We start from the raw sequence: 13,468 nt of genomic DNA on the forward strand, positions 1-13,468 counted from the left end.
TATAGGTTACAGAAATAATTGTTGTGTAAACCATTAGATCTCCATGGGTTGGCTCGTGTGTAGCCATGCAAATGGGCGGGAGCTAAGGGTAAAGGCAAACGCAAAGGTTAAAAAAAACAGAAGCCAGCTAAAAAGAAGGCTTCTGTTAAAAAAAAGTAGGGGAAGGTATGGGGTACTAAAAGCTATAGTTTAAACTTAAGCGTGCATTAGCACCTTCACCGGCAGGGCTTTGTGTGGGTAAAAAAGCCATCCATTGCGACCGCGCCGGCATATAATACGTATTAAATATATTGTTTACCGCCAAAGAAACGTCCAGCTTTTGCGTAAACTTATAGTTTGCCTGCAAGTTAATGGTATTGTAACGCTTTACCGGAGATTCCTGATAGCGGTAGCTCCAGGCTTTAGTTTGTGCGTTTTGAATAGGGGCAAACCTTTTTCTATTGCCAACAAAAATCGCCTGAATATCAAAAGATAATTTTTCTATAGGCTCCACATGAACATAAAACGTCGTTTTCGGCGGACTAATCAAATGACCACCAATATAGGTCCATACGTAAGGATTTGTAGCCGTATGCTGCATGCCCTCTGTATACGTATACGTACCGCCGAAATTCAGTTTATTAGATAAGAAGTTAAAATCAAGCGTTACATCCGCACCAAATATCGATTGCGGCGACTGGCTTAGTTCAAACCGTTTCGTTGCTTCCACAAAAACCATGGCTGTACCAAGTTTGGAGGTACTGTAATAACCTACTGCCTCTAGGCGCACATGTTTAAAGGTAGACACAAAACCAAATTCATAGTTGTTTGTAACTACCGGTTTGATTGCAATATCTTGGATATCCTTAACGGCAGCATTACGAAATGCCAAACCCACATCCGGTAAGCTGAACCCTTGGGAATAGCTTAAGTAAGGCACAAATTCATTATGTTTATTGTACCGTACCCCCACATTAAAAGAGGCATTTTTAAAGTTCAACGCACCACCATGCACAGCTACAGACTCTGAAAACTGACCATTGCCTTGCGCAGAATAGGGTAGCGTATTATAATCGTTTAGCGAAAGGCGCATAAAGTCGTAGCGACCGCCAACCTTTACCACCCAATTCTGGTCGTATGCCCATTTTGCCATCGCATAAGGCGCCCAATTGCTGAGGTTAATCTCAGGCATCCAAATTCTACCATCTGTAAGCGGCTGTGAAGTTTTGTCGTGTAGAAAATCCAATCCATAAGTTAAGGAAAGGTCATTTTTAGCGTTTACAAACAGCTTGCTATTAAAATTAGGGCGTGCACCATATTTTTGAGATAACACCCTCGATTGTCCGCCGTTTTCGAAGTTTGGCGAGTAAAAGAAGATATTATCTACATTTTGAAAGAATACATCCGCCGTAAACGCCGTGCTATTATTAAACAATCGATCCCAGGAATACGTAAGCTGCGCATTATGCGATGCCATACCCGGCGGCACCCCATCCGGTTTTCCAGGAACGCCATAGCCCGGAATAAGCTCATAGTCTCCGTCGCCATTAAAAACCGTTATCTCCCGGTTTATAGCGATAAATTTGCTATCCTGTGCTGTTTTGTAGAAGTTGTACCGTAGTTTTAAGCTTTGATCGGCGTTGATTTTATAACCCACCTTACCAAAAGCCGAATATATTTTCGTGTTACCTAAGGAATAGGTCGGAAAGATAGGAACACCTTTAGCATCATACGTATTGCCCGTTTTCTCGTAGCTGCCGCTCGCATAGTAACTTAACCTGCCTGTGCTACCCGTAAAAGATTGGTAAATACCAGCGCCAAAGCTATCGTTGCTCTTCGCCAGATTCGACGTGCCCCAGAGCTGCGTATTTCCCGACAAGGGTTTGGCGCCCTCTGGGTCGCGGGTAATGTAATTTACAAAACCACCACTTCCACCCACACCATACAGCGAGGTGGCACCTTTTATCACCTCGATAGCCTTTAGGTCGTTCGAAAGCACCGTTTTTAGGTCTACACCACCATCGCGTATCGGTGTCGATTGCGGTACCCCATCGATCATTACCAGCATATTACGGCCCCTTAGCAACTGCCCCGAGTTGGAATACGTACCTGTTGCAGGGCCTAAACCCGATACCGTAGCCTCCAGAATTTGACTCATATTGCTGCTTACACGAGCCCAAGTACGTAGTTGTTTGCTGTTTACTACCGTAACCGATGTCGGAATTTGGGAAAGTTTTTCTGAACCCCTACTCGACGAAATATAGACCTCATCGATGCGTTCGTTTTTTATCGTGTCTTGTGTATTTTTATCCTGCGCCTGTACAGTTAGGGGTACAACAGCAGCAAGTAGGTAAAATAGTTTGGAATTCATGTTTGTTATGCCTGTTTAAAAATCGGACAAATATATTTATTTGAACTTATTCTAAATAAGCTAAATTTGCTATACCTGAAAAAACTTCGTCTTGCGTTATTTTTTTACCGTGATTCGTTATTTTTTATGAAAATAAATCGCCCAAATGGCTTCCAACATACACGCAAACCGCCCAATTGTCAAGCTCAAGTCATGCCTTTGTTAAAGGATGTTAAATCGATTAGTCTTTTGAGGTAGTTCGCTGGAAATTGCGTTACTTTGAACCATTCATAATTTAGGTTAATAATTGGTTAGTTAGGAACGCTTAAAGCTCCCCGCTTTAAGCGTTTTTTTTTGGTTATATCTTAAGCAAACAAAATAAGCCGCAATACACCTACAAGCCGCGTAACGTACACCAAGCATCTCCATTTTAGGTTATATATTAATTTTAGCTATTTTAAGGCTATTTAAGACAGTTTTATATTATTTGGTACGAAAGGGTGTCTAGTAATTCGTGAAGGTCTTAAATCGAGTAAAAACCACCTTTTTTTACAGGGTGTAAATGCAATTCGAATCACAAAACTAGCCGAAAGGGCAAGAATAACTTTACACCTTCTCGGCAGCGTAAGGCTGTCTAAGCTTCGCGGTATTGCAAAAAATACAATATTATATAAGCTATTTCGACATTTAATTTTTAAGGGTTTTGGCTTTATTTACTTTCTTATATCTTAACTTTTAAATTTAAGTATAGCGTTTTTAGGAAGGATAATCCTGCTGTAAAAAGCGCATTTTTATGTATTCCGTAATTGCCCTTATTATTTGAAATGTGTAGTTTTTAAGTGTTGGTTTAAAATACGTTTATGCGGACTTGCTTAGGGTCTAATCCATTTATTTGTTTACAGCTATTTTATGGCCCAGCTCCCCGGGTATGGTTTATCAGAGAAATTTTTAGGACAGGTTAGGTAGCAAGATAGCAGGGAGAATTATATCCCTATTTTTTTTCGATAAACGAATTCGTTTACCTTTTTCGGGAAAACCATAAGGGCCTTAATAATTGGAGGTTATTGACATTCATCGCATGCGATTGCTGATTTTTAAATCTTTATTTCAGGAGACCTGTAGTTCCGTTGTAATCTATACCGTATGGTGAAATTAAGCACTGTCAGCATGTCAGTTTTGGTGTTTTTTGGTGTTTCGACGCTTATTATCTAATAGAGCGATAGCCGAAAATGGGCTTAATTATTTTGTTTTTTTATGTTATAGTTTTATCTTATATAAATAATTATAAAGTATTGAAAAATAGAGAAGTATAGTTTTTATGTAAAGTTTGATTTTCAATAAATCCTAAAACAAGTAAAAGCTTGTTTTATTTGATTGTTATCAAGAAATCCGATCGCTATAGCCTATGACTCTGCAAGAAAGCTTTTGATTAGTAGTAGTTTATCATTTTGAGGTTGAGTTTCGTTTTTTTTAACCAAATCGCTTAGACTTTACAATGGAAATTTTTGTTACCGCGTCAGAGCCCCCTTCCTCTTTATAAGCCCTATAATATTTCGAATCATGCCTATAGGTAGCCTTATGGTTGGATAGTCTCGCCGTAGGATTAACATGGCTGAAACTATTTTAAGATATTGGTAGGCATATGAATCTTTAGCTGTTTTGGCGGGTTGTAAAATGTTGTATGTTCTGGATTATTTTAGGGAATTCATTTTTCTGGCGCTTAGTTTTTTTATTACTTACTATACAGTTTTATATTTGTTTTATGTAGTTTGTCGTCTCTGCCAAATCTATACGCAAGCGGCGTGTTGTATACTGTAATCATGAGACTTAAAGTTTTTTTTGTCGGGTTTTGGTTTGTTTCCTTAAGGCTGCTGTTCTGCAACTTTAAATCCTGGCATATTGTATTGTTACGCTATTTTTCAGGTACGGTTAGTCTGTTTTTTATCTTCTTTTTTAGGGGGATACGGAGCGGTTAAGATCGGCACTTTGTATGCTAAGTGATGGAGCACATGGGGCTACAAGCTTTACTAAAGCGGTATAATTTGCTGTCCTCTATTCGGACAAAATGCAACGTACAGGCTATTTTGGCGCAAATGAGGACATTATTCTTCGGTCTTTAGGTTTTATTTGTAATGCACTGTTTGATAGACAGTGTATCACACTACTGTTCAATAAAACCTATTTAATTATGCATGTATTAACAAAACAAAGACTGCATTTTAAAGACATCATTGTGGTCTTTTTAATGTTGTTTTTTACCCCTTCCCTCTGGGCACAAAGTGTCATCAGTGGTCGGGTAACCAATGAGAAAGGCGACCTTTTGGGCGGCGTTGTTGTCACCGAGCAGGGCACGCCCAACAAAACCATTACCGACGATAAGGGGACCTATCGTCTACAGTTACTGCAGCCTAAGGCAGTACTGGAATTTTATTTCCTGGGCTATAAACCTGAAGAAGTTAAGATTGAAAAACAAATTCTTGTCGATGTGATTCTACTACCAGAGATTTCAGAAATGGATGAAGCTGTGGTTGTAGGTTTTGGTCAGCAGCGTAAAATTTCCGTTGTTGGCGCCCAATCGACCTTAAATATCAAGGATATCAAGGTTCCCACAGGAAACCTTTCTTCCGCAGTGTCGGGCCGTATTGCCGGTGTGGTGGCGGTACAGCGTACCGGTGAACCGGGACACGATAATTCTGATATTTGGATCCGCGGTATCTCCACCTTGGTGGGGCAAAGTTCAAACCCCCTCATTTTGGTGGATGGTGTAGAGCGAGCATTTAATAATATCGATCCCGAGGATATCGAATCCTTTACGGTGCTGAAGGATGCATCTGCTACAGCGGTTTATGGTGTTCGTGGTGCCAACGGTGTAATTATTATTAAAACCAAACCTGGTAGAGTGGGAACACCACAATTTTCGGTCGACTATTACCATAGTTTTACCCGTATGGCGCAGCAGGTGAAGATGGCTGATGCCTTTACCTACATGGATGTGCGTAACGATGCCTACCGCAATACATATGGCACAGCACGCTATAGCGATGCCTATATCGAGGCTACACAAAAAAGCCACGGCTTATTGCCAAATGATAATCCGAGGTTGTACAATGAATACCTCTATCCGGCGGTAAACTGGATGGATGCATTATTTAACGATTGGGGCCAAAATCAGCGCTTTAACCTAAATGTTCGTGGTGGTGCGCCTAGTGCCAACTATTATGTATCCTTAAGTCATTACGATGAGGTGGGTTTAACAAAGCGTTTTGATTTGGAGAATTTTAATACCGGTATGCGCTACAACCGTTATAACTTTACATCGAATTTAAATCTACGTCCTACCAAGACGACGACCATTGATTTAGGCTTCTCCGGTTACTTAAGCTCAGGGCATTATCCGCAACAAAGTTCGGGCAGTTTATATGCCGGTGCGATGGCTGTAAACCCGGTTTATTATGCTTTAGAAATGCCTAATGGCAGCTCTTCGGGGCGTAATCGTGATGCCTTGTTTAACCCATATGCGCTTCTTTCGCGTGGGGGCTATAACCGTGAGTTTGGCAATAAGTTAAACTCCAATTTACGCGTTACCCAGGATCTTGCTTTTGCCGATTGGAGTAAGGGGCTTTCTGCAACGGCTATGCTGGCTTTTGACGTTTCCAATTCGCGTACTTTACAATATAGCCGCGGTGAGAGCCTGTATTTCTTCGGGGGAAAACAATATGAAAATGGTACCTGGATCGAAGATACCCTATTTGATGACCATGGAAATTATGTTTACGATGTAATCCGGGAGTCGTCTAATGAGCTTGGTTTCAATAGTGGGAACTCCATCAACCGAAGCTCGTATTTTGAAACTGCCCTAAATTACGATCGTGAATTTGGAAAACACCGTTTCGGCGGCTTACTACTGTACAACCAGAAGATCTACTGGAACCTCAGTGCAGGCGATATTATTGGATCGCTGCCGTATAAGCAAAAGGGATATGCCGGACGGGTGACCTACTCGTATAACGATCGTTATTTCTTGGAATCTAATCTGGGGATCAACGGATCTGAAAACTTTACACCCGATCGTCGTTATGGTGTTTTCCCGGCTTTTGGTATAGGCTGGGCCGTTTCGAATGAGTCTTTTTGGGAGCCTTTAAGCTCGGCAATATCGTTCTTGAAGTTTAGGTATACCGATGGTTGGGTAGGTAGTGATGCCGCCACCGGACGTAGGTTTATGTACCAAGGTATCATGGAGGGCCGCGACGGAACTTTTTTTGGTGCTTATAATTATGCTGGTGGCTGGGGGATATCGAAATATGGTGTCGATGTTACCTGGTCTAAATCTAGAAAGCAGGATTTAGGTATCGATGTGAAATTCTTTAATAACAGCCTTTCCTTTGTGATCGATTTATTTAAGGAGCGTAGGGATAATATCTTTCTACAGCGTTCTACGATCCCTAATTATGCGGGTTTTGTGGAGGCACCGTATGCCAATCTTGGCGTAGTCGAAAACCGGGGTATTGAGATTTCTGCCGAATATAATAAGCGCTTAAGTGATAAGGTGGCCCTGACTTTACGCGGTAATTTTACAACAAATGAGGATAAAATCATTGAAAATGATAGACCTGCCGTGCTTTACCCTTGGTTAGAAACACGTGGCACCGCTGTTTTATCTAGGTGGGGTTTTATTGCAGATGGTCTTTTTACCAGTCAGGATGAAATTGATAACCATGCCAAACAATTTGGTACCGTGCGCGTGGGGGATATAAAATACCGCGATTTAAATGGCGATGGGATTATTGATGATAATGATATCGCGGTTATTGGCCGTGGGGATGTACCTAAGATTTACTATGGCTTTGGTGCCGATCTGCAGGTGGGTAGTTTTTCTTTTGGCGCTATTTTTCAGGGAACCGGCAAAGCGGATAGGATGTTAAGTGGTAGCTCTATAAATCCATTCTCTACAGACCTGGGCGAGGATAACCTTTTTAGTAATATTACGGATCGTTGGCGTGCGGATAATCCGACCAATCAGGATGTGTTTTACCCGCGTTTGTATAATGGTAAGGCACAGAACACCAATAATAACCAGCCAAGCACATGGTGGCAGAAGGATGTTAGTTTCTTACGCCTTAAACAGGTGAATATTACCTATACTTTTCCAAAACGATTGTTGCAGAAATCCTTTATTAAGGATGCTAGCATTTATATGATGGGCACCAATTTATTGACGTTTACAAAATTTAAACTTTGGGATCCCGAGTTAAACAGCAACAATGGGTCGAGTTACCCGAATGTGTCTAGCTATGCTATTGGTGCGAAGTTTAGTTTTTAATCCAAAACCTAATTAAAATGAAAAAGTCTTTTAAAATGATCGTGTTAATGGCTTCATTGAGTGTGTGCACCGTGGGCTGTAACGATTTCTTTGATAAAATACCTGGGGTTCAATACGATTTAGAATCCACCTTTACCAGCCGTGTGAAAACGGAGCAGTACCTGAATAATGTTTACAGTTATGTGCGCGATATTACACGTGAGAGTAATCCGGATCAAATGGGGGGGATGTTTACTGCGGGGTCCTTGGAGTCTGGGATTACATTTATGGATAAACCCAGCTGGGATTGGAACTTAGGGACAACCTATGCTTCATCGGGCTGGACAAAAATGTGGTTTGTAGATTACTACCGGGCTATTGCTAAGGCGAGTACTTTTATTCAGCAGGTTGATAAATGTTTGGAGGCAACTTTAATCGAAAGGGCCCGCTGGAAGGCCGAGGCTAGGGCATTGAGGGCTTTATTTTATTTCGAGCTGTTTCGTATCTATGGGCCTATTCCGATTATCGGGGAGGAGGCTATGCCGACCGACGCTAACCTGTCGGAGCTGCTTAGAGAGCGTAATTCTGTGGATGAGTGTGTGGCTTATATTGCGGATGAGTTTGATAAGGCGGCGGATGCTGAGCTTTTGGCGCAGCAGAAGGGTTCTGGTTTAGGGCGTATGGACAAAGCGGCCTGTAAGGCGTTTAAGGCGAAGTTATTGTTGTATGCGGCGAGCGACTTGTACAACGGAAATGCCGATTACGCCAGTATAAAAAATGCCGATGGCAAGCAGCTGTTTCCGCTGCAGTATGATGCTTCTAAATGGGAGAAAGCACGCTTGGCTTATGAGGATTTCTTTAATCACTATGGCAATATGTATAAGCTGCAGGAGGTATTTACGGCAAACAATAAGCTGGATCATTACGAATCGTGCCGTGTGGCTTCGTCGGGCTTTAAGCCGGAGAGCAACCAGGAGGTCATCTTCCTGAAGCTGGTGAGCCATTATACGTACCGTTATGTTACTACACCAAAACATGCGGGTATTAACCAAGGGGAGATCCAGGGGGGTATTGGTTTATTTGCTACGCAGGAAATGGTGGATATGTTTTTTACCGACAAGGGGCTTCGCATAGACGATGATGTAAATTATCCGCAGTATGCTGGTGTTCCTGCTGCAAATTTGTACGGTGCTAAATCTGATTATGTAGTAAACGGTCGGCAGTATTTCAAACAGGGGGCCGAGGTTTTAAACCAATGGATGAATCGGGAGCCTCGTTTTTATGTGAATATCACCTTCAATGGGGCTACCTGGTTGAATACGGGTACCAATGCCGGTTTGGTAACGACCGAATTTAATTATAGCGGTAATTCTGGCCGTCAAAAAAATGAGCACGACTCTCCAAATACGGGGTACAGCGTGCGTAAGGGAGCGTCGGCAAGTGGTGAAACAAACGACAACCATTACTCGAATATCCTAAGGCTTGCGGATATGTATTTGGGGTATGCCGAAACGCTGAGCGAGGGCAATAATCCGGATTATTCCAAAGCCTTGGAATATGTGAACAAAATCCGTTATCGCGCGGGCGTACCGGAGTATGGCTCGGGACAGGATAATAATGGTTTTACGCGTATTGCCGTGCCGCTGACAAAACAGGATGTACGCAACAGAATCCGTCGGGAGCGTTTGGTGGAGTTGGCGTTCGAGTGGAATCACTTCTTTGATGTTCGCCGTTGGAAGGTGGCCGATAAGGATGGTGATGGTTGGGTGTATCCTTCCTACCACAGGGGCGGTGAAGGTGGCGCTATGCACGGCTTAAATATGGCTAAAAATGTGCCTCAGTTTTTTGAGAAGGTCGTTGTAGAAAACAGAGTTTTTCAAAAGAAGCATTATTTTATGCCTATACCGCACGAGGATATTTTGCGTAACCCTAAGCTGGTGCAGAACCTAGACTGGAATGTGCAGGTGGCAAAATAAATAAATAGTAAAAACAATAAAAAAATATTACATATGCTTAAATCATCTTATCTCTATTTCGCTACAGTTTTAATCTTAACCCTTGGCTGTAGTAGTAAAAAAGGAGCCATAGAGCCCCCTACTGGTGGGGGAAATACGCCCCCCAATCCGGGTGCCAATACCAGTTATATTGCTGCCCCAATAAAGGATGCAAATTATGACAACAACTTAAATGAATTGTATATTAACTGGAATAATGCCGATGATAAGTGGGACAAGAAAAATGAGTATATAGGAACAGAATTCGAATTCTATACGCTGCTGTCGAGTAAAAAGGTGCAACGGCGATTTGTTCCGAATACAGCATTCTTCGGACAGCTTACCGTGAAGAAAAGAGATTTCAATAATGAACCGAGTACGTTACGATTGAGTAAGTATAGATCGGTGATTGTAACACCACGTATAGCGCTGGATGAGATACGGTACCGTACCTTATATAAAAATGAAAAAGGTGAAGAGCAGAAAAGTCAATGGGTACTCCTTAAAGATCAGGGTAAAGCCGTTAATAAAACCTACGTTGCTTCCACTTACTTTATGCAGAATGTTACCAATCCGGTGCAGATAAGTTTCACCTCCGAGTCGTCAAAACCTACGAAAGCTATTGCCGATTTAGTTGGTGCCGGAAATGAAGAACGTGCTAAGGAGGAGTTTAAAAGATGGTATTATATGCAGGTTTCGGCTATGTCGTTCGACCCTTTTAACCTCGCCTTTGACCCGTACTCCAAATTGGATATTTTAATAAAAGATGGCGTTGGGGTAGCCAATGCTATAGACTACCCTAACCACGCTATCGGCCGACGCATAAACTATGAAGCGAGTGTAAACAACCCTAACTCAGCGTTGTGGCGCATGCCGGATATGTATAACGTTATGCTACACGAAATGGGGCACTGTATACAGTGGATGCCTCGCGACGGGAAATACAAAAAGTCGTACAGCACTTCGTCGGGCACCAGTATCGAGAACTGTGATCGTCAGGGCTATCAGGAAGGGTGGCCTGATGCGGTAAAAATTGCAAATAAGGGTTACGATCTAACCACACAGGTGGGCGAGTACAAAACGGCCATGGCTTATGCGTATGAAGACCCTACGGCCAATAAAAAGTTTGTTTGGCAAATCGACTACAATACCTCTGGTGCCTTTATGAGCTGGCTACGTGCTTACGATGGCGACTTTGTGCGGTTGTTACCGTGGACGGTTTTATCCGACGATTTAACGAATGCATGGAGTCTGGAGGATGCGGTTGGTGTAATACTAGCCAAAAGTTATCCCGGAAAAACCATGAAGGAGCTTTGGGAAGAGTATCGTGAGGAGGTGACGAAATTTATCGCTATAAACGGTGGTTAATAGCCCATACATAATAACCTAAAATAAAAACTTAAATTATGAAAAAAATAGGATTAGCGCTATCGGGGCTTTGTTTGGCACTGTCGTCCTGCAATAAAATTGATCTGGATAATGTTGGTTATCCCACTGTAGAGAGGTTACTGGCATCCGAGGTTAAGTCGGCCTTAAATTCGGTTCCGAATGGTACCTGGCACGCCTTTTATCAAGACCATGAGTTTTTCTTCCGCTTTAATACGGCCGAGGGATCCGTTGTTGTAGATTCGGATTTCTTGGCAGATTCAAAAACTGTCAATTCGGCCTTTTCCACAAAAGGGCGTGCCGTGCGCTGGGCTTTATCGGATGCGGGCCATTTTGCCTTACTGGATCCGGCTTACTTTGAGGATAACTTTATCATCGAAGCGCTCCCTGCTGCGGCGGAATTGTCTAATGGCATTACCCTGAAAGGTGAACGTACAGGAAATACTATTGTGTTATTGCCTACAACGGCGGCCTATATAGACGATAAGCTGGAAACAAAAAAGGAGTTTAAAGAGCTGCTGGCCAAAAACTTGCTGGATAACAGTGTCGTTACCGATGCGGCAGGCAATTTTGTAGCCTATTATAAGCTGTCGCTGGACTATCGTACTGAGGATTATAACATTAAGGTTATCACCATCGAGAACAAAACAGGAAATGATGCCTTAGGCCATACGCAGGTCTATACATCCAAGCTGACCAAAGCAGGATCTGTTTTTACCCTAACATCACCGATTCAGGATATACATGCCGTATCGGGGAAGAGGTACGACTTCCGCTCTTTAAACTTAAACGATGCCATCACTATTACCGGCATGTCGGATATTAAAGTGCACTCGAATAAGAACGCCGTGACTTTATTTGATTATACGGGCAACAGAAAGTGGTCCTTCAATAAAGCCCAAAACCAGGGTGCAGCGAGCGAGGAGATTTGGAATGCTACTGCCGGCAATGTAAATATTGGTGCGGTGCAGGGTTTACAGTTATTAGGTTTAGATCTTATGGATCCAGGTATGCGCGCAAAAGAAAGGTCCATGGTATTCTGGACATCCGGTTTTCGCACGCGTATCTGGCTGGGGAGCACCGAGGGAGCTGATATTCGTAAAGGTCAGGATGGGGAGCAGCTATTTTTTACCAATGTGCAGCCCGATGGAGTACATGGAAACTGGGGTGATGCGCACAGCAGTATAGAAATAAATGCTATAAAGCAACATTTTAAGGCCTTGTTTGATGCCTGGTATAGTCCCGAAGGGCTCTATGTGGTGAAAGTCCCTAATGCTGCCGGGCAGATGCGTATACTGCTGTTAAGTCCAGATATGGGGCTATCTAGTCGTGGCGGACATTGGATTAGGTGTCAATAGCTTATAGCCAAAATCCTATAGTCAAAAATCAATAATCGTTGTTGTTGTTGTTATTTGTTTTTAGTTAGTTAGCGGCTGCCTTAATACAAGGCAGCCGCTTTTTTGCGTGCAACACAGCTGTTAAGGTTTTGTTAGGTTTTTCTTAAGCGTTTATTAAACAAATGCATGGTTTTTTTCAAATAGCTTTGTTGTATAAACTTGAGAAAAGATTAAAACTATAGCGGAGATCTAGTAATGGATTTTTCTTTATAGTGTACTAACAACCTAAAATTTTGACCTTTTAATTATGATGCTTTTTTGGGGATTTATATTTCAGCCTTTAGAAAGTGGAGCCTTTAGAGCAATGGCTTTTTCTATTAATTTTTCATTGGTCTTTTTTTCCATTATTACCCTTCGCGAGTTAAGGCGCAAGTCGTTGTATCTTAAAGCCTTCAATCGTAATTTTTTCAGATCGCTGACCCTAAGTAGGTTTAACCAACGGGCAGGGTTAAATGGCACACTAACCTCTACACTAGCGGGTATGCAGCATGCTCAACCTCAACATCAGCCTAAACCTAAACCTAAACCTAAACCTCAACCTAAAGCTCAGCCGTACACAGCATTAATAGATGATCAACCCATCACAACCAAAGCCGAATCACAACAGCTCAGCCTGAGCCTCACCATAGAGCAAATCCTGGAAAGCGAGATCTTTAAAGCTCGTATCGAAAAGCTAGTTGCAGATAATTTGTGTAATGAGCTATTAAGTTCATCCTACCTGGCCAACGAAATGGCGATGAGTCCACGGCATTTTTACCGTAAATTTAAGGATATAATGAACGAAACACCGTCGAACTATGTCAAACAAAGTAGATTAAAGAAAGCAGCCTTCTTACTGCGTAATACCGACACGCCAGTAAGTAATCTTATTTTTGATGTGGGTATAGCCAGTCGCTCCTATTTTTATAAAGCATTCACGGCGCATTACGGCATTTCGCCAAAGTTGTACCGCGAGCAGCATATGCATAAATGTAGTTAATCCTTCGTTGTACACATCTTCTACAGCGATTGCTTAATACAATAAATGCCTTAAAATAAATATGTGTTTGTGTAACTTTGCATT

6 protein-coding genes are annotated in these 13,468 nt (G+C 42.2%); 5 read left to right on the forward strand and 1 reads right to left on the reverse strand.

Annotated features, from left to right (window positions below; translation table 11 throughout):
• Positions 1 to 175 precede the first annotated feature (175 nt).
• A complete protein-coding gene (locus tag ACL9RF_RS01585; RefSeq protein ID WP_422798840.1) occupies positions 176 to 2,350 on the reverse strand; it encodes a TonB-dependent receptor in 2,175 nt (724 codons plus the stop codon).
• Between the two features lie 2,167 nt (positions 2,351 to 4,517).
• On the opposite strand from ACL9RF_RS01585, the gene ACL9RF_RS01590 reads away from it, so the two are divergent.
• The 5 genes from ACL9RF_RS01590 (at position 4,518) to ACL9RF_RS01610 (ending at position 13,384) form a co-directional block, all read left to right on the forward strand.
• The gene (locus ACL9RF_RS01590; RefSeq protein ID WP_422798841.1) at positions 4,518 to 7,649 is read left to right on the forward strand and encodes a SusC/RagA family TonB-linked outer membrane protein; all 3,132 of its coding nucleotides are present in this window, start codon (positions 4,518 to 4,520) and stop codon (positions 7,647 to 7,649) included.
• Between the two features lie 17 nt (positions 7,650 to 7,666).
• Positions 7,667 to 9,604, forward strand: coding sequence for a RagB/SusD family nutrient uptake outer membrane protein (locus ACL9RF_RS01595; RefSeq protein WP_422798842.1), 1,938 nt, complete (start codon positions 7,667 to 7,669; stop codon positions 9,602 to 9,604).
• Between the two features lie 33 nt (positions 9,605 to 9,637).
• Positions 9,638 to 10,990 carry a hypothetical protein gene (locus ACL9RF_RS01600; RefSeq protein WP_422798843.1) on the forward strand — a complete coding sequence of 451 codons (1,353 nt, stop codon included), beginning with the start codon at positions 9,638 to 9,640 and terminating at the stop codon, positions 10,988 to 10,990.
• 38 nt (positions 10,991 to 11,028) lie between these two features.
• On the forward strand, positions 11,029 to 12,366 hold the full coding sequence (locus ACL9RF_RS01605; RefSeq protein WP_422798844.1) for a hypothetical protein: 1,338 nt from the start codon (positions 11,029 to 11,031) through the stop codon (positions 12,364 to 12,366).
• 286 nt (positions 12,367 to 12,652) lie between these two features.
• Positions 12,653 to 13,384, forward strand: coding sequence for a helix-turn-helix transcriptional regulator (locus ACL9RF_RS01610; protein WP_422798845.1), 732 nt, complete (start codon positions 12,653 to 12,655; stop codon positions 13,382 to 13,384).
• Positions 13,385 to 13,468 lie beyond the last annotated feature (84 nt).

The organism is Sphingobacterium sp. Mn56C (genome assembly GCF_049319645.1).
GTDB lineage: Bacteria > Bacteroidota > Bacteroidia > Sphingobacteriales > Sphingobacteriaceae > Sphingobacterium.

Coding starts and splice junctions, on each gene's coding strand:
- ACL9RF_RS01605 (WP_422798844.1), top strand. CDS start 11,029: ATGAAAAAAATAGGATTAGCGCTATCGGGGCTTTGTTTGGCACTGTCG.
- ACL9RF_RS01610 (WP_422798845.1), top strand. CDS start 12,653: ATGATGCTTTTTTGGGGATTTATATTTCAGCCTTTAGAAAGTGGAGCC.
- ACL9RF_RS01595 (WP_422798842.1), top strand. CDS start 7,667: ATGAAAAAGTCTTTTAAAATGATCGTGTTAATGGCTTCATTGAGTGTG.
- ACL9RF_RS01590 (WP_422798841.1), top strand. CDS start 4,518: ATGCATGTATTAACAAAACAAAGACTGCATTTTAAAGACATCATTGTG.
- ACL9RF_RS01600 (WP_422798843.1), top strand. CDS start 9,638: ATGCTTAAATCATCTTATCTCTATTTCGCTACAGTTTTAATCTTAACC.
- ACL9RF_RS01585 (WP_422798840.1), bottom strand. CDS start 2,350: ATGAATTCCAAACTATTTTACCTACTTGCTGCTGTTGTACCCCTAACT.